This window comes from Streptomyces sp. NPDC034085, assembly GCF_055575555.1.
In genome coordinates, this window is sequence record NZ_JBVISL010000003.1 from 754,208 (window position 1) to 771,396 (window position 17,189).

The window sequence follows — 17,189 nt, forward strand, 5'->3', positions numbered from 1 at the left end:
TCCGTCCGGTGTGAGGAAGCGACACCCGGCCGGCCCCGCTCGACCGCTTCCGGTTCCCCCAGCCGGATCGCACTGTGCCGGTCGCGGAACATCACTGGAGGAACTGTGCGGAAGCTTTCAGCGGGTCTCGCCACCCTGGGCCTGACGCTGTCGCTGGCGGCCTGCGGCCAGAGCGCCAACGGAGTCGGTGACGGCGGGGACGGCAAGGACGCCAAAGGCGGTCTCGTCGGCATCTCGATGCCGACCAAGTCCTCGGAGCGCTGGATCAACGACGGCACCAACATGGTCGAGGAGTTCCAGGCCAAGGGGTACAAGACCGACCTCCAGTACGGCGACAACGTCGTGGAGAACCAGGTCTCCCAGGTGGAGAACATGATCACCAAGGGGGCCAGGCTGCTGGTGATCGCCGCCATCGACGGTTCCTCGCTCACCAACGTGCTACAGAGAGCCGCCGACGCCCACGTACGCGTCGTCTCCTACGACCGGCTGATCCGCGGCACCGGGAACGTCGACTGCTACGCAACCTTCGACAACTTCAAGGTCGGTGTCCTCCAAGGCAGTTACATCGTCGACAAGCTCGGCCTCAAGGACGGCAAGGGCCCCTTCAACGTCGAGCTGTTCGCCGGCTCGCCGGACGACAACAACGCCGCGTTCTTCTACAACGGCGCGATGAGCGTCCTCAAGCCGTACATCGACAGCAGGAAGCTGGTCGTGCAGAGCGGTCAGACCACCCTGGAACAGACCGCCACGCTGCGCTGGGACGGCGGTCTCGCCCAGTCCCGGATGGACAACCTGCTCAGCAAGTCGTACACCAACGCCCGCGTCGACGCCGTGCTCTCCCCCTACGACGGCATCTCGATCGGGATCATCTCCTCGCTCAAGGGCGCCGGCTACGGCGCGGGCCGGCCCCTGCCCGTCGTCACGGGCCAGGACGGCGAGCTGGCCTCGGTGAAGTCGATCATCGCGGGCGAGCAGACCCAGACCGTCTACAAGGACACCCGCCAACTGGCCAAGGCCGCGGTCCAGATGGGCGACGCGCTGCTGTCCGGCGGCAAGCCCGAGGTCAACGACACCCGTCAGTACGACAACGGCGTCAAGACCGTCCCGGCGCAGCTGCTCCAGCCGGTCAGTGTCGACAAGGACAACTACCGCAAGGTCCTGGTGGACAGCGGCCAGTACACCGCGGACCAGCTCAAGTAGCCCACGGGCCCGACCCACGGGTCCGCGACGCCGAACCGGCGGTGCGGGCGCCCGGGAGACCGCCCGGCACCGCACCGCCCCGACGATACGGATGCACAACCATGGCCCGACCCGTTCTCGAGATGCGGTCGATCAGCAAGACGTTTCCCGGTGTCAAGGCGCTCTCCGAAGTCAACCTGACCGTCGCCGCCGGAGAGGTGCACGCCGTCTGCGGTGAGAACGGCGCCGGCAAGTCCACCCTGATGAAAGTGCTCAGCGGGGTCCACCCCCACGGCAGCTACGAAGGCGAGATCCGCTTCGAGGGCGAGCCCTGCCGGTTCCGGTCCATCCGGGCCAGCGAGGAGCGCGGCATCGTGATCATCCACCAGGAACTCGCGCTGGTGCCCTACCTGTCCGTCGCCGAGAACATCTTCCTCGGCAACGAGCACGCGACGCGGGGCGTGATCAGCTGGCACCGGACCCTGACCCACGCCGCCGACCTGATCCGGCGGGTCGGACTCGACGAGAGCCCGCACACCAGGATCGCCGATCTGGGCGTGGGCAAACAGCAGTTGGTCGAGATCGCCAAGGCGCTCGCCAAGAAGGTCAAGCTGCTCATCCTGGACGAGCCGACGGCCGCCCTGAACGACGAGGACAGCCGCAAGCTGCTCGACCTGATCCTCGCGCTCAAGGCGCAGGGCATCTCCTGCGTCCTCATCTCGCACAAACTGAACGAGATCGCCCGGGTCGCCGACTCCGTCACCATCCTGCGCGACGGGCGGACCGTCGAGACCCTCGCCATCGGCCCCGAGGGCGTCTCCGAGGAGCGGATCATCCGCGGCATGGTCGGCCGCGACCTCGAGCACCGCTACCCTGAGCGCACCCCGGCGGTCGGCGACGTCGCCTTCGAGATCGAGGACTGGAGCGTCCGGCACCCGATCGACCACCGGCGCACGGTGGTCGACGGCGTCTCGCTGAACGTCCGCCGGGGCGAGATCGTCGGCATCGCGGGGCTCATGGGCGCCGGCCGCACCGAACTGGCCATGAGCGTCTTCGGCCGCTCCTACGGGCGCTGGACGGGCGGCCGGGTACGGCTGGACGGCCGTGAGATCCGCACCCGGACGGTGCCCGAGGCGATCGGGCACGGCATCGCGTACGTGACCGAGGACCGCAAGCGGTTCGGCCTCGTCCTCGACGACGACATCAGCCGGAACATCTCGCTGAGCGCCCTCGGCAAGGTCGCCCGGCGGGGCTGGGTCGACCGGCACGAGGAGGCACGGGTCGCCGAATCGTTCCGGCGGACCATGAACATCAAAGCCCCCTCGGTGGTCACGCAGACCGGCAAGCTCAGCGGCGGCAACCAGCAGAAGGTCGTCCTCAGCAAGTGGATCTTCGCCGAGCCGGAGGTGCTGATCCTCGACGAGCCCACCCGGGGCATCGACATCGGCGCCAAGGCGGAGATCTACACGGTCATCGCCGAACTCGCCGCCCAGGGCAAGGCGGTCCTCGTCATCTCCTCCGAACTCCCCGAACTCCTGGGCCTGTGCGACCGGATCTACACCATGGCCGCGGGCCGGATCACCGGTGAGGTGAACCGCGCGGACGCCACCCAGGAATCCCTCATGCGCCTCATGACCATGAGTGCGGCATCCCCCGACAAGCAGGTGTGAGGCATGGCCCAGACCAAGACCACCCCGGACACCACGCCCAGCGGACCGCGGACCGGCCCCTCCCCCTCGGCGGGCGCGGTGCTGGCCCGGGCGTTGCGCGGCAACCTGCGGCAGTACGGAATGCTGCTCGCGCTGGCGCTGATCGTGCTGCTGTTCCAGTTCTGGACGGACGGCATCCTGCTCCAGCCGCTCAACATCACCAACCTGATCCAGCAGAACGGCTACGTCCTCATCCTGGCCATCGGCATGATGATCGTCATCATCGCCGGCCACATCGACCTGTCGGTCGGCTCGCTCGCCGCCTTCGTCGGGGCGGCCGCGGCGGTGATGATGGTCGAGCACCGGACGCCCTGGCCCCTGGCGCTGACGGCCGGACTGCTGATCGGGGCTCTGGCCGGCGCCTGGCAGGGGTTCTGGATCGCCTATCTGGGGATCCCCTCGTTCATCGTCACCCTGGCCGGCATGCTGCTGTTCCGCGGCGGGACCCAGATCCTGCTGCACGGCCAGTCGGTGGCGCCGTTCCCCAAGGGCTTCCAGAACATCAGCAGCGGATTCCTCCCCGAGGCCGGCCCCCACACCGACTACCACAACCTCACGCTGCTGCTGGGCCTCGCGGTGCTGGCCGTGACGGTCGTGCAGGAGCTGCGCGGACGGCGGCGGGCCGCCTCGTACGGGCTGGAGCCGCTCCCGGTCGGGCTGTTCCTGCTGAAGCTCGGGGCGATCACCGCGGCCGTGGTCGCGTTCACGCTGCTGCTGGCCAGCTACCACGGCGTGCCGGTCGTCCTGGTGATCCTCGGCGTCCTGCTGGCCGGATTCGGCTACGTGATGCGCAACTCGATCCTCGGCCGGCACACCTACGCCATCGGCGGCAACGAGGCGGCGGCGCGGCTGTCCGGGGTGAAGAGCAAGCGGGTCGTCTTCCTGGCCTTCGTGAACATGGGCGTCCTCGCGGCCCTGGCCGGGATGGTGTTCGCCGCGCGGCTCAACGCCGGTACGCCGCAGGCCGGCATCAACTTCGAGCTCGAGGCGATCGCCGCCGCCTTCATCGGAGGCGCCTCCGCGAGCGGCGGTGTCGGTACCGTCCTCGGCGCGCTCACCGGCGGTCTGGTGCTCGGCGTGCTGAACAACGGCATGTCACTGGTCGGGGTGGGGACCGACTACCAGCAGGTGATCAAGGGTCTGGTCCTGCTGGCGGCCGTCGGCTTCGACGTCTACAACAAGCGCAAGGCCCAGGGCTGATCCCGTGGCGACGTGCACCGGACCGCACGGCTGTGCCAGCCTGGACACCATGTCGATCATCGCCACCGCCGCGGTGCTGCTCATCGCCGCCGTGCACCTCTTCATCATGGTCCTGGAGATGTTCCTGTGGACCGGCCCCAGGGCCCGGGCGGCGTTCGGGACCACCCCTGAGTTCGCCTCCGCGACGAAGACCCTCGCGGCCAATCAGGGGCTCTACAACGGCTTCCTCGCTGCGGGCCTGGTGTGGGGCGCCGTCGCCTCCGATCCGGTGGGCTTCCAGGTGAAGGTGTTCTTCCTGGCCTGTGTGGCCGTGGCCGGCGCGTACGGAGCCGCCACGGCCGGCCGGAAGATCGTCTTCGTCCAGACCGTTCCGGCCCTGGCCGCGCTGGCCCTGGTCCTGGCGGCCCGCTGACGCACGCCGCCGCACCGCCCGTGAGCCCGGCCGCTCCCCCGGCCGGGCTCACGCGTGCGCCGGGCGGTTCAGCCCGTCGGCAGGCCCGTCCGCGGCCGGCCGGCGGGGATGCCCTCGGCCTCGGGGGCGGCCGGCTTGCGCAGCCCCTTCAGGACGACCACCAGGCCGTCGGCGGCCGCCCATGCCGAAGGCCATCACGGCACCGAGCGGGGCACCGAGCAGGACGGCGTGGGAGCCGGAGAGGCCGTTCAGCCAGCCGGTCAGGACGTTCATGGCCGAGGCGATCGGCGAGCCGACCACCACGAACATCAGGCACAAGGTCCGCTCGCGCCTCGGGGGACCCTGACCCCGGGCGGGGCTCCACGGCCGAAAGCCGCTCCCGCGACCGGGATGTGTACCGGTTCTCGGGAGCGGCCTTCCGTGCTGTTCCTGTCGCGCGCGTCAGCCCGGGTGGTGGGCGGGCGCCCGCTTCAGGGGGACGGTCAGGACGGGTCGCCGTACTGGAGGCCGCGTCCGTTGGTGCCGACGTAGACGCGGCCGTAGGTGTCGGGGTCGCCGGTGATGACGCCGACGCTTCCGATACCGCCCCACTGGTGTGCGTCGTCGTTGACGCGGAGCCAGGTGGCGCCCTGGTCGGTGGAGCGGAAGACGCCGGTGACGTCCTTCACGGTACCGATCAGGTAGAGGGCCTGGTAGGAGGCGCCCGGTGCGGCCTTGCCGAAGCCGAGGGCGGAGGCGGACCGCACCGTGGTGAGCGTGGTGAAGGTCCGGCCGCCGTCGGTGGAGTGCAGCAGCCCCTTGGCGCCGCCTGCGATCCACAGGTCGCCGGCGGCGCCGGGGACGGCCTTGAGCCGGCCGTCGGGCAGGTGGGTGGCGCGGGCGGTGAAGGTCGCGCCGCCGTCGGTGCTGGCGTACAGCGTGCCACCGGCCAGTGAGTAGAAGGTCCTGGCCGAGGAGCGGTCGGCGACGACCACGGCGTCCGTTCCCAGGCCGATGACCTTCGACCAGCTCGCCCCCCTGTCGGTCGAGCGGTACGGGACCTGTCCGGCCTGGGTCCAGACGATGGCCGAGCCGTCCGCCGAGAGCGCCACGTGGCCGCTGTCGGCGCTGCCCACCGGTTCCGACGCGAAGCCGTTCCAGCTGACGCCGCCGTCGGTGGACAAGGCGCCGTCCTTCTCGCCGCCCTTGCCGACCCGGACCATCACCGCGGGGTTGGACTGGGCGAAGTCGATGCCGGTGCTGTTGCTCATCATCGGGTTCTTCAGCCGGCCGGCGGGCACCTCGGTCAGGGAGCCGTGGCGGAATCCGCCCTGGTCGCCCATGGCCGTGATGACCTGGGCGCCGCCGGGCGGGGCGATCGCATCCAGCAGTGCGGTCTCCTCCAGCCCCCGGGCACCCACGCTCCAGTGGCTGGTGCCGCCGCTGTCCGAGGCGTTGGCGTCCTTGCTGCGCAGGATGCCGCTGCCGGTGCCGTACAGCGCGTGCCCGGAGTCGAAGGGATCGATGGCCAGGGCGGTCATCCAGTGCCCGGTGCCGGTCCCGACGTAGGGAGCGGCGGAAGCGTCCCGTACCGAGGAGTCGGCCAGGGCCTTCCAGGTCGTTCCGCCGTCCGTGGTCCGGTAGATCTCGTCCTGCGGCCACCAGCGGTCGAGGGTGGTGACCATCACCGTGGAGGGCTTGCGCGGGTCGACGGCCAGACCGGAGAACCCGTAGCTGCCCTGGGACGGGGAAACGTTCTTCCACGCCCCGCCGGCCGGGGTGTGCTTCCACACCGAGCCCCCCGTCACGCCGTTGGGTCCCAGGGCGTTGGTGTAGGACACGTACAGCGAGCCGTCACCGGAGAGCACACCGTGCTGCGGCAGCTGGCCGGTGGGCTGCCCGGGGACGGCCTGCCAGGTGCTGCCGCCGTCGGTGGAGCGGTACAGGGAGGTGGACTTGTCGGCGACGCCGACGTAGACCGTCCTGCTGCCGGCGGGGCCGTACGTCACGAAGGAGATGCCCGCGCCGCTGCCCGCCCCGTCCTTCACCGGGAAGGTGGAGACCTGGCTCCACGTCGCGCCGTGGTCGGTGCTGCGCCAGAGGCCGTTCTTACGGGTGCCCAGCAGCAGGGTGCCGTTGTCCGAGGGGTTGACCGCCAGCCGCTCTCCGGCCCCGCGGCCGTCCTCGTTGCCGCCCAGCTTGAAGGGCAGCTCGGTGCGCTGGAAGGTGCGGCCGCGGTCGGTGGAGCGCAGGATCGCGCCGTTGCCGGCCCAGTTGTTGGTGTAGGTGCCCGCCGCGAGGTAGAGCCGGCCCGGGTCGACCGGGTCGGTGGCCAGCGCGTCGATGCCCAGCAGGTTCCAGTCCTTCTCGCCGAGCCAGTCGGTCAGCGGGATCCACTGCTCGGCGCCGGTGTCCCAGCGGTAGGCGCCGCCCATGTCGGTCCGCGCGTACAGCAGGCCCTTCTCCCGCGGGTTGAACACCAGCCCGGTGACGTAACCGCCGCCCACCACCTGGGCGTTGCGCCATGTGTACGGTCCGGATCCGGGCGCCTTGCCGCCTGCCGCCTTCACCAGCTTCCACTGCTGGTTGGCGCTGCCGTGGCCGGGATACTGGATGACGGCCGCGCCATCGGCCGTGGAGCCTCCGGAGACGTCCAGGACCTGGCCGCTCCTGCGGGAGGTGAGGATGACGGCGTCGGAACCGCTCACCTCGTCGATCCGCCATTGCTGGGAGGTGGCGGAGCTGTCGCTCTGCTGCTCGGCGGCGGCCGCCCGGCCGGTCGAGTCCCCCGCTATGCCGAGGACTTTGCCGCTGTTGCGGTTGACCAGCTCGTAGTAGCCGTCCCCGGTGGGGCGCAGCTTCCATTGCTGGTTGGCGGTGTTCTGGTCGGTCCACTGCTGGACGCGGGTGCCGTCGGCGGTGGAGAAGGCATTGACGTCCAGCACCTTGCCGCTGCGTACGGAGACCAGCCGGTAGTAGGCGTCGCCGTCGACCGTCGCGGCCTGCGAGTCGTCCTGGACGAACAGGAGGTACGGCACGAGGACGGCGGGCACGCCGAGCAGCAGTCCGGTGCCGGCCCAGCGACGGCGGTGACGCCCGCGGCGCCCGCCGTTGGTGGGGTGGTTCATGGTGAGGTGTTCTCCTTGCATGTCACCGTGGGACGGGCAGGTCAGCGCTGCAGGGTGAGGACACCCGGCCGGTACGGCAGTCGGTCGTAGGGGCCGCCCGCGGTCGGGGACTTGCCCTGGTAGAGGAACTGCAGGTGGCAGGGGTCGATGGTCATGGTCTGGTCGGGGTTGTCGCGGACCAGGTCACCGTGGCTGATGTCGTTGGTCCAGGTGGCACCGCTGTTCGCCTTGCCGGCGAAGGGGGTGCCCTCACTGCCTGCCTGCGGGGTCCACGGACCGTTCAGGCTGGAGGCCGTGAAGGAGCGGAAGTAGCGGACCTGGTTCGCACCCCTGGCCTCGACGATCATGAGGTACTGGTTCTGGCCCTTGACCTTGTAGACCTGCGGCGCCTCGAACAGGTTGTCCGGCGTGTCGCTCATGACGGTCGTGTACGAGGAGCCGAAGTTGCCGGGGAAGTTCCCGATCGGCATGCTCGCCCGGTAGATCTTGCCGTTGTCACCCGCGAAGAACAGGTACATGTTCTTGTCGTCGGCGATCAGGGTCTGGTCGATCGGGCCGGTCGGGGATTCGGTGCGGGGGATGCTGCCGGTGAACAGCGGCTGCGGCGCCGACCAGCCGTTGGGGTTGGCCGGGTCGCTCGACGTGCGGTAGATGAACGGCCACTGACCCCACTGGTACGCCAGCACCCAGATCTTCTTGGGTGCGAAGTAGAACAGCGTGGGCGCCACCGCAGGCTGGTTCATCCCGGTCTGGCCGGCCGACGCCATGTCCGACCAGTTCGTGAAGGGGGCGAACATCATCGAGTTGTAGGACGATCCCGAGAAGTTGGAGCCGTAGACCAGGTGCTTGCCGTTGTACGTCACGGTGGTGAAGTCCTTCAGCGAGGCCCACCCGTTCGCGGGCTGCGCCAGCGCACCGGTCGACGTCCATCGGTACGTCGACGGAAGGGCGCACGTGCCGCCCGTCGGCGCGGGCGTCGTCGGGGTCGGCGTTCCGGGGCCGGTCCACTTCTGGTTGGCGCCGGACCAGCAGGAGTGCAGCTGGATCCTGGTGCGGTTGGCGGTGCCCGCGCCGACGGCGTCGAGGCACAGCCCGGACTGGACGCCGGCGATCGTGCCGTCGGTGTTGATGTTCCACTGCTGGCCGGCGCCGCCGGTGCAGTCCTCGATGACCACCGCGGTGCCGTTGGCGGTGCCGTTGGCCTTGGCGCTCAGGCACTTGTTGCCGTACACCGTCAGCTGCTTGCCGGCGGTGTAGGTCCAGCGCTGGTTGGTCTGCCCGTTGCAGTCCCACAGCTGGGCCTGCGTGCCGTTGGCGGTGCTGGAGTTGTCGATGTCGATGCACCGGCCGGAGGCGACGCCCTTGATCGCCCCGGGACCGGTCCCGCCGGTGGCGCCGGGGGCGGCCTTGAGTGCGTTGACGACGGCCGTGTAGGCCGGCTTGGGCTTGCCCTTGTCGTCGAACAGCAGGGGGCTCTCGCCGCGACGCCAGGAATCGCTGTCACGGATGCCCCACACCGTGATGCCGGTGCACCGGGCCACGGACGTGCAGGCCTTGACCGTGTCGGCGTAGTGGGCGGGTGAGGCCTGGGCGATGTCCAGCTCGGTGATCTGCACGTCGACGCCGAGGGCGGCGAAGCTCGACAGGGTGGTCCGCAGGCTGGCCGGCGGGCCGCCGGGGCCGAAGTGGCTCTGGAATCCGACGCAGTCGATCGGCACGCCGCGGGACTTGAAGTCCTTGACCATGGCGTAGACGCCCTGGGTCTTGGCGTCCGACCAGTTCTCGATGTTGTAGTCGTTGTAGCAGAGCTTGGCCGCGGGGTCGGCCGCCCGGGCGGTGCGGAATGCCTCCTCGATGAAGCCGTTGCCCAGCACCTTCTGGAACACCGAGTCGCGGTGCTGGGTGGAGCCGTCGGCGAACGCCTCGTTGACCACGTCCCAGGCGTAGATCTTGCCCTTGTAGTGGGTCATCAGGGCGGTGATGTGGTTGTTCATCACGCTGCGCAGCGTGTTCGCGTCGCCGATCGATCGGACCCAGGCGGGGAGTTGCGCGTGCCAGACCGCGGTGTGGCCGCGCATGCGCTGGCCGTGTGCCGTGGCATGGCCGACGATCCGGTCGGCGGAGCCGAAGGTGAAGGTGCCGCGGGACGGTTCGGTGGCGTCCCACTTCATCTCGTTCTCCGGGGTGATCACGTTGAACTCCCGGTCCAGGATGGTGGAGTACGCCGAGTCGCCCAGCCTGCCGGCGGCCACGGCGGTGCCGAAGTACCTGCCCGAGGGGGCCGCCTGGGTGCCCAGGGGTGTCGCGGCTCCGGCGGAGCTGGGCAGGAGCGTCACGACGCCCGCCACCAGCGCCGCGGCCGCCAGTGCTGTCGTCACCGTCCGGCGCGGCCGGGTCAGCCGGTGTGTGCCCTTCATGATTCACCTCGGGGGTCGCGGTTCGCCTTGGGTGCCGCGGTCGTCGTCCGCGGGCCGGGCGCCGGGGGGTGGTGGATGTGTCGTCTCATCGGGGGGCTTTCTTCAGGCGATGCGTACGGGAAGCCGGGGAGCCTTACGCGCCGTCACGTCGTGGTGAGCGGCGGAAAGGAAACCCCACGAAGTGGAGGCTTCCGAGCGCGTGGCCTCGTAACGAAAAAGTCGTCCCGCCCGGAGGATTTCCGGGTGATGCATCTCGCAGCCGGAAAGTGTTATGACGAGCCGCGCTCCCTGGTCGTCCCCGGGAAAGGGAGGCCGCGCTGACGCCGGTGAGGGTTCTCGGAGGTCTTTCCGGCGGCCTGTCGGGCGAGGGCCGGCCGAGCGATCAGCCTTCGGGCCGGGCTGGGTGCGGGCGTACCCGAGGAGCGCGTGTCAGCCCTGGGACTTACGCACGATGAAGGAAGCCTGCCCGGCGAAGGCCCGGGTGCCGTCGGAGCCGTCGAGCCAGATGCCGCCGTCGCGGTGGCGGATGACCGATCCCGGATAGTTGTGCGCGTGCAGGGTCACCGACCCGGCGGCCGCCGCGGGGCGCGGACAGAAGGTGGCGTCCTCGCGGAAGAGTGCGCTGCCGTCGTCGGTGCTCAGCCGGAGGCGCAGCTCACGGTGGCGCAGATAGCGGCCGTCGGCCGCGCGGAAGGTCACGCATCGTGTGTCGGCCAGTCCCCGCACGACCGTGAAGGTGATCCGCTGCCGGGCCTGCGCGCTGCTGGAGGCGGAGACCCGGCCGAGCGTCGCGAAGTCGTCGGCGTACGAGAGGTACAGTCCCGGTTCGTCCACGGACTCCAGCGACTGCGCGCCCAGCGGAACGGTGCCCGCGAGGGCGGACGGACTCACCTGGGACGGTGACGGGGACGGGGACGGGGACGGTCCGGCTGACGCGGTGCTGCGCGACGGGACCGGCGTGGGACCGCCGGCCGTGGGGGCGGCGGTGACGCCGGGCTCCCGGTGCGCCGGTTCGGGCCAGGCGGCGTAGGTGGCGGCCCCGGCGATGAGCACCGCGCCGGTGGCGAGGCTCACCAGCGGATGAGCGGTCACCACGGGCAGCTTTCCCATCAGCGCGCCGGGCAGACCGCCTCCCCCCGTCGCCGTGCCGGCGGCGGCGGGTGCCATGGCGAGCCCGGCGGAGCTCGCGGCCGCACCCGACAGCAAGCCTTTGGCGGCCAGCGCGGCGACGAGCCCGGCCGGTACGGCCAGCGGTGTGAGGGTGAGCAGCAGCAGCTCGTCGGCAGGGACCCGCTGCGTCGTCGTGGCCCCGCAGACCGGGCAGTCGCGGGTGTGCCGGGCGATCCGCTTGCGCCACACCGAGACACGGTCGCCGTCCCAGCCGACGACGGTCTCGTCCAGCCCCGGACAGCGCGGGTCGGCCTCCAGCGCGGCGACGATCGTCCGGCTCAGGTCGAGCTGCTCGCGCATGCGCTGCAGGCGCACTCCGACGTGGGCCGCGGTGAGCCCGGTCGCGGCGGCGATGTCGTCACGGCTCAGCAGGCCGGCGCACTCCTGCCACCACAGTGACAGCAGCACCCGGTGGTCGGGGTCGAGCCACCGGCCGGCTTCGACGACCCGGCGCCGCTCCTCCGACAGGTGCAGACGCAGCATCGTCGCGTCCTCGGGTTCGGCGCCGGCATCCGGTATCCGGAGCGCCTCGTCGATGACCGCGGTCCGGTCGGCGAAGGCGCGTTGCCGCTGCCAGTGCGTGGTGATCTGGCGGAGCGTGATCGCCACCAGCCAGGACCGGAAGCTCTCGGGGGTACGCAGGGCGGGCAGGTCGCGCACGACGCGCAGCAGGGTCTCCTGGACGACGTCGTCGGCGTCGGCGTCCGCGCTCAGGGCTCGCCGGACGATGTTGTAGACCAACGGCAGGTAGGCGGCGATCAGCTCCTCGCGCGCCCGGTCGTCACCGGCCTGCGCCGCGACGACCAGCGCGGCGTGGTCCGCATCCATGAGCCCCATTCCCACCTTCCTCCGCGCAGCCGTCCGCCGAGCACGGCGTCACACCCTAGCCCCCAACGGCATGCGGCCAAAGCCGGTGCCCTGAACCACCGTTCGCCCGGGCTGCGGACACCTGCGCGGCGGCACTCGGCTGCGCACCGGCGGCCGCAGCGCGTGGCTTCCGACCTCATGAACTCCCCGGGTCAGCGCACTCGACCCCGGGGCTTCAGATGAGTCGGCGGGAGTTCCGGCGCCGGAAGCGGAGGGCCGTCGTAGCCCTTGACCTCGCCGAAGCGGGTGCCCTTCATCCAGTCCTCGCGGGCCTGGGCGATGTCCTCGTGGGAGCGGCCGATCCAGTTCCAGAACATGACGATCTCCTCCTCGAACGGTTCTCCGCCCAGGAGCATCAGGCCGGCGTCCGAGGCCGCGCGCAGGGGGAGCTCCGTGCGGCCGCAGCCCAGGTAGAGCATCGAGCCTGGCAGGACCGGGACGCCGTCGACGTGGGCCTCGCCCGACATGGACAGGACCGCGTACTCGAAGTCCGGGTCCAGGGGGAGGCGGGTCTCGGTGCCCGAGGCCAGGGCGAGGTCCGCGCCGACGATGGGGGTGTACGCGGTGCCCGGCGAGGTCGCCGTGTCCAGGGTGCCCAGGATGACCGTCGCCTCCAGGCCGGGGGCCGTGACCTGCGGGAGGTCCGCGTGGTGCTGGAAGTGCGGGGCGACGTCGCGGTGGGCGTCCGGCAGGGCCACCCACAGCTGCGCGCCGTGCAGGAGGCGGGCATGGGGGCGGGGGCTCTCCTCGGAGTGGCTGATGCCCCGGCCGGAGGTCATCAGGCCCAGCTCGCGCGGGCGGATCGTGGCGAGGCTGCCGACGCTGTCGCGGTGCAGCACCTCGCCCTCGTGCAGCCAGCTCACCGTCTGGAGCCCGGTATGGGGGTGGGGCGGGACCTGCATGCCGGGTTCGTCGGCGATGTCGTCGGGGCCGTAGTGGTCGACGAAGCACCAGGCGCCCACCATGCGGCGCCCCAGGTTCGGCAGCAGGCGGCGGACCTCGGTGGACTCCCCGAGCCTGACCGTGCGCGGGCTGAGGAGTTCGCGCACCGGCTCGGCCACGACGAAACCGCGGCCGCCGCAGGCGGAGAGAGCGGGCTGGCGATCGAGATTGCTCATGTCGCACAACTTAGTCCCGACGGGTCCGGCCGGCGCCGCGCCTTCGGGGCGAATGTCAGGGCGCGGAGTGCGGCCGGACACGCGTCCGCGGCCCTCTCGGCTAGCCTGGGTGCCATATGAACCGCCTGACCACGCCTTTCGGCTCCTACGAACTCACCCGCTTCCCCGCCGACCCCCGCGACCGGCTCCGCGCCTGGGATGCCGCCGACGAGTACCTGCTGCACCACCTCGACGCCGGTACCGGCGAACGCGGCCCGGTGGACCTGGCCGGCGCCGGGCAGATCACGATCGTCGGCGACCGCTGGGGGGCGCTGACGACGGCCCTGGCCGCGTACCGTCCCACGCAGATCACCGACTCCTCGCTGGCCCGCGCCGCGACCGAGGCGAACCTGGACCGGGCCGGGATCGGCACCTCCAAGTCCACGGTGACCCTGCTGACCACGCAGGACGCGCCGCCCGAGCGGATCGACGTGCTCCTCGTACGGGTTCCCAAGAGCCTGGCGCTGCTGGAGGACCAGCTGTACCGGCTGGCCCCACACGTGCACGCGGGCACGGTGATCGTCGGCACCGGCATGGTCAAGGAGATCCACACCTCGACCCTGCGCCTCTTCGAGAAGATCCTCGGGCCGACACGGACCTCGCTCGCGGAGAAGAAGGCCCGGCTGATCTTCTGCACCCCGCAGGCGGCCGCCGGCGCCGGGACCACCCCGTGGCCGGTGACGTACACCGTTGACGAGGACGGCGGCTCGGGGGCCGGGCTCACGGTGGTGAACCACGCCGGGATCTTCTGCGCCGACCGTCTGGACGTGGGCACCCGCTTCTTCCTCCAGAGCATCCCGACCAACACCGACGGAGCCCGGGTCGTGGACCTGGGCTGCGGCAACGGCGTCGTCGGCACGGCCGTGCAGGTCGCCGACCCGGACGCCGAGGTCGTCTTCACCGACGAGTCGTACCAGGCCGTCGCCTCGGCTCGGGCCACGTACGAGGCCAACGTCCGCCCGGGCCGGCGGACGGCGGAGTTCCTCGTCGGCGACGGGGTGGCCATGCTGCCGCCCTCCTCGGTGGACCTGATCCTGAACAACCCGCCGTTCCACTCCCACCAGGCGACGACGGACGCGACGGCCCTGCGCATGTTCGCGCAGTCGCGCAAGGCGCTGCGCACGGGCGGGGAGCTGTGGGTGGTCGCCAACCGGCACATGGGCTACCACACGCATCTGCGCCGCCTCTTCGGCAACAGTGAAGTCGTCGCGAGCGAGCCGAAGTTCGTGGTGCTGCGGGCGGTCAAGCGCGAGGCGCTGCCCCGCCCCATGTGACCTGCCGGTACACCCGCCGGTAGGTCCTACACTCGGCCGCGTGAGCACCGAGGCGCAGACGGACGGCAGGGCGGACGGCACCGCGGACGAGACCGCGGACGGCACTCCGGACGGCGGTGGCGGCCGGCCGCGCTACCGCCGGGAGGACGTGGCCCGGGCGGCGGGGGTCAAGGTGCGCAACCTGCGCTACTACCAGGAGCGCGGGCTGCTCCCGCCGCCGCGCCGGGAGGGCCGGATCGCCTGGTACTCCGAGGACCACCTGACCCGGCTGCGGCTGATCAGCGACCTGCTGGGGCGCGGGTACACCGTCAACGGCATCGGCGAGCTGCTCGCCGCCTGGGAACAGGGCGGCGGGCTGTCCCAACTGCTGGGCCTGGAGCGGGAGATGACCCGGGACTGGGTGCAGGAGGAGCCGGTGACCATGACCCGGGCCGAGCTGCGCGAGCTGTTCGGACCGGGGGCGACCGCCGAGCACACCCGGCGGGCGGCCGAGCTGGGCTACGTACGCCTCGACGGGGACCGGGTCACGTACCCGAGCCGGCGGCTGCTGGAGGCGACGGTGACGCTGGTGCGCCAGGGGGTGCCGCTCGGGGAGATCCTCGACGCCGCCGACTTCGTGCAGGGCCGGGCGGCGGCGCTGGCGGACCGGTTCGTGGCGTTGTTCCGGCGGCACGTGATCGGCCCGGAGGGGCTGGGGCTGCTTTCGGCCAGCCAGCTGGATCATGTCCGGGAGGCGGTGGCGGCGCTGCGGCCGGTGGCCGGCGAGGTGGTGGCCACGGAGTTCGCGCGGGCGATGGGGCGCCGGGTGGAGGCGGAGGTCGCCGAACTGCTGCGTACGGAGCAGTAGGAGTCGGCCTAAAGGGTGCGCTCGCACAACCTTGCCAACCACCATTGGCACTCTTACATTCAACTCGTCGGTAACAAAGGTGCACAGCCGAGATAAGGGACCATCTCATGGCAGTCTCACCGAACTTATCCGGATCCGAACCGCCCGGCGACGAAGACCTCGCCAGAGACGGGGGCCGGGTCCGCTGGCGCCGGTTCGTCCTCCTGACGGCGCCCGCCGTGGCCGTGACCGCCGGCCTCGGCATCGCCCTCGCGCAGGGCGCGCTCGCCGCCTCGTTCGCGGTGTCGGGCCAGCAGTTCAAGGTGTCGGCGCAGAGCCTGGAGGGCGAGGGCTTCGCCCAGTACGGCAGCGTCGACGTCAACGCCCGCCAGGAGCTGATCCCGGTGGCGGTCACCGCCATCAGGGAGGCCAAGCTGCACAGCCTCTGCCAGTCCGTGGTCACCAGTCTCCCGGTGATCGGGGACATCTCGCTCAGTCTGACCGCCGGCCAGAAGGCGCCCGTCGAGGCCTCGAACCTGTTCGTGGACGCGACGCAGCTCGCCGGTGACGCCGAGTTCACGAACATCGAGATCGGGCGCGACGCGTCCACCCTCGACAAGGGCCCGGCGGAGGCGCAGGGCATGCAGGACCTGTTCGCCCAGCAGGCGGACAAGGTCAGCATCAGCAGTCTCCAGCAGACGGCGTGGGCGACCAACGCCGGCACCTTCAAGCTGTCCGGGCTGAAGATGGACATAAGCAAGGGCAAGAAGGAATGCTTCTGAGCCGCTGGCGGCGGTGGCGGCGCGGGCGGCCCTTCTGGGGCGGGCTCTTCGCCGTCCTGGCCGGGGTCTGGATCAGCGTGCTGCCGCTGGCCCCGCTGAAGATCATGCTCCAGCAGGGGGTGGCGGGCATCCCGTCCGTCCTGATGGGCCTGGTCATGATCGTCCTCGGTCTCACCGCCTGGTTCTCCCCCGCACAGCGCACCCTCGCCGGGATCCTCACCACGCTCGTCGCCACCGCCGCGCTGGTCCTGTCGAACCTCGGCGGGTTCCTGATCGGCACCCTGCTCGGCATCCTCGGCGGCGGGCTGATGTTCGCCTGGCAGCCGTACGCCGCCCCGCGCACCGGGGGCTCCGCCGCCCCCTCCCGGCCGTCCCCCGCCGGCAATCCCCCCACTCCGCACCCCGATCCCCAAGGAGCTCAGCCATGAGCCGTACGCGTACCGCGCTCGCCCTCGGGATGGCCGCCGCGGCCGCCCTCACGGTGGCCTCGGCCTCCGCCACCGCCGCGCCGTTACCGCTGGCCGGGTCGACGACCGTCACCCCGGCCGGGCACGCCTTCAAGGCCACCCTCAGCGGGAAGGCCACCCTCAAGGCCGGATCGGTCACGGTGACGTGCACGGTCTCGGTGTCCACCGGCACCGTGCCGGCCGCCCCCGGCAACCAGAACCCGGCCGGTCCGGTCTCCTCGCCCATCTCGCCCCCGACCTACAGCTCCTGTACGTCCAGCATGCCGGGCGTGACCCCGACGGTCACGACCAGCGGCTCCTGGGCGGTGTCCATGCAGAACGGCTCCCCCGTCACCGCGACCATGACGGTGCCGGCGGGCGGACTCGTCGTCCACACCACCGGCCTGGCCACCTGCACCGTCACCGCCGCGCCCGCCGGCCCGGCGAGCGTCCCGGGCACCTGGACCAACGGGGCCCCGTCGAGCCTGACCTTCGGCAACGCGACCGTTCCCGTCACCGTCACCGGCGGATTCGGCTGCCCGACGAGCGCGACCACGTCCACCTTCAACGCCGTCTACAAGGTCACCGACACCACCGACCCCGCCCAGCAGATCACCGTCACCCCCTGACGGCCCCGGCGCGA

At 71.2% G+C, this 17,189-nt stretch carries 13 protein-coding genes; 9 read left to right on the forward strand and 4 right to left on the reverse strand.

What is annotated here, in order from left to right:
• Positions 1-105 precede the first annotated feature (105 nt).
• From chvE to ACZ501_RS13735, 4 genes are all read left to right on the forward strand, one after another.
• Positions 106-1,200: a multiple monosaccharide ABC transporter substrate-binding protein gene (gene chvE / locus ACZ501_RS13720; protein ID WP_468795106.1), complete on the forward strand. Its 1,095-nt coding sequence runs from the start codon at positions 106-108 to the stop codon at positions 1,198-1,200.
• Between the two features lie 101 nt (positions 1,201-1,301).
• The gene (gene mmsA, locus ACZ501_RS13725) at positions 1,302-2,849 is read left to right on the forward strand and encodes a multiple monosaccharide ABC transporter ATP-binding protein (protein ID WP_468795109.1); all 1,548 of its coding nucleotides are present in this window, start codon (positions 1,302-1,304) and stop codon (positions 2,847-2,849) included.
• A gap of 3 nt (positions 2,850-2,852) precedes the next feature.
• Positions 2,853-4,088 (forward strand): multiple monosaccharide ABC transporter permease, encoded by a 1,236-nt coding sequence (gene mmsB / locus ACZ501_RS13730; protein WP_468795112.1) that lies wholly within the window; start codon positions 2,853-2,855, stop codon positions 4,086-4,088.
• Between the two features lie 49 nt (positions 4,089-4,137).
• Positions 4,138-4,500, forward strand: coding sequence for a DUF1304 domain-containing protein (locus tag ACZ501_RS13735; RefSeq protein ID WP_361597313.1), 363 nt, complete (start codon positions 4,138-4,140; stop codon positions 4,498-4,500).
• Positions 4,501-4,982: 482 nt separating this feature from the next.
• On the opposite strand, the gene ACZ501_RS13740 is transcribed toward ACZ501_RS13735, so the two are convergent.
• From ACZ501_RS13740 to ACZ501_RS13755, 4 genes are all read right to left on the reverse strand, one after another.
• Positions 4,983-7,607: an RICIN domain-containing protein gene (locus ACZ501_RS13740; protein WP_361597316.1), complete on the reverse strand. Its 2,625-nt coding sequence runs from the start codon at positions 7,605-7,607 to the stop codon at positions 4,983-4,985.
• A gap of 41 nt (positions 7,608-7,648) precedes the next feature.
• Positions 7,649-10,024 (reverse strand): non-reducing end alpha-L-arabinofuranosidase family hydrolase, encoded by a 2,376-nt coding sequence (locus ACZ501_RS13745; protein ID WP_468795115.1) that lies wholly within the window; start codon positions 10,022-10,024, stop codon positions 7,649-7,651.
• A 429-nt stretch (positions 10,025-10,453) separates the two neighbouring features.
• Complete coding sequence (locus ACZ501_RS13750; protein WP_468795118.1) at positions 10,454-12,031, reverse strand: sigma-70 family RNA polymerase sigma factor; 1,578 nt, start codon at positions 12,029-12,031, stop codon at positions 10,454-10,456.
• Positions 12,032-12,213: 182 nt separating this feature from the next.
• Positions 12,214-13,179 carry a pirin family protein gene (locus tag ACZ501_RS13755; RefSeq protein WP_361597324.1) on the reverse strand — a complete coding sequence of 322 codons (966 nt, stop codon included), beginning with the start codon at positions 13,177-13,179 and terminating at the stop codon, positions 12,214-12,216.
• A gap of 125 nt (positions 13,180-13,304) precedes the next feature.
• Here ACZ501_RS13755 and ACZ501_RS13760 point away from each other — a divergent pair, with 125 nt between their 5' ends.
• The 5 genes from ACZ501_RS13760 to ACZ501_RS13780 all read left to right on the forward strand — a co-directional run bounded on the left by ACZ501_RS13760 (position 13,305) and on the right by ACZ501_RS13780 (position 17,175).
• Entirely contained in the window at positions 13,305-14,492 is a 1,188-nt protein-coding gene (locus tag ACZ501_RS13760; protein ID WP_468795513.1) for a methyltransferase, read from the forward strand.
• Positions 14,493-14,532: 40 nt separating this feature from the next.
• Positions 14,533-15,339: a MerR family transcriptional regulator gene (locus tag ACZ501_RS13765; RefSeq protein ID WP_361597326.1), complete on the forward strand. Its 807-nt coding sequence runs from the start codon at positions 14,533-14,535 to the stop codon at positions 15,337-15,339.
• Between the two features lie 107 nt (positions 15,340-15,446).
• Positions 15,447-16,100, forward strand: a complete 654-nt coding sequence (locus ACZ501_RS13770) for a DUF6230 family protein (protein WP_361597329.1) — start codon at positions 15,447-15,449, stop codon at positions 16,098-16,100.
• Entirely contained in the window at positions 16,091-16,528 is a 438-nt protein-coding gene (locus tag ACZ501_RS13775; protein WP_361597332.1) for a DUF6114 domain-containing protein, read from the forward strand. The genes ACZ501_RS13770 and ACZ501_RS13775 overlap by 10 nt, the downstream gene beginning before the upstream one ends.
• Positions 16,525-17,175: a hypothetical protein gene (locus ACZ501_RS13780; RefSeq protein WP_468795121.1), complete on the forward strand. Its 651-nt coding sequence runs from the start codon at positions 16,525-16,527 to the stop codon at positions 17,173-17,175. Before ACZ501_RS13775 ends, ACZ501_RS13780 begins: the two co-directional genes overlap by 4 nt.
• The last annotated feature ends 14 nt before the right edge of the window (positions 17,176-17,189 follow it).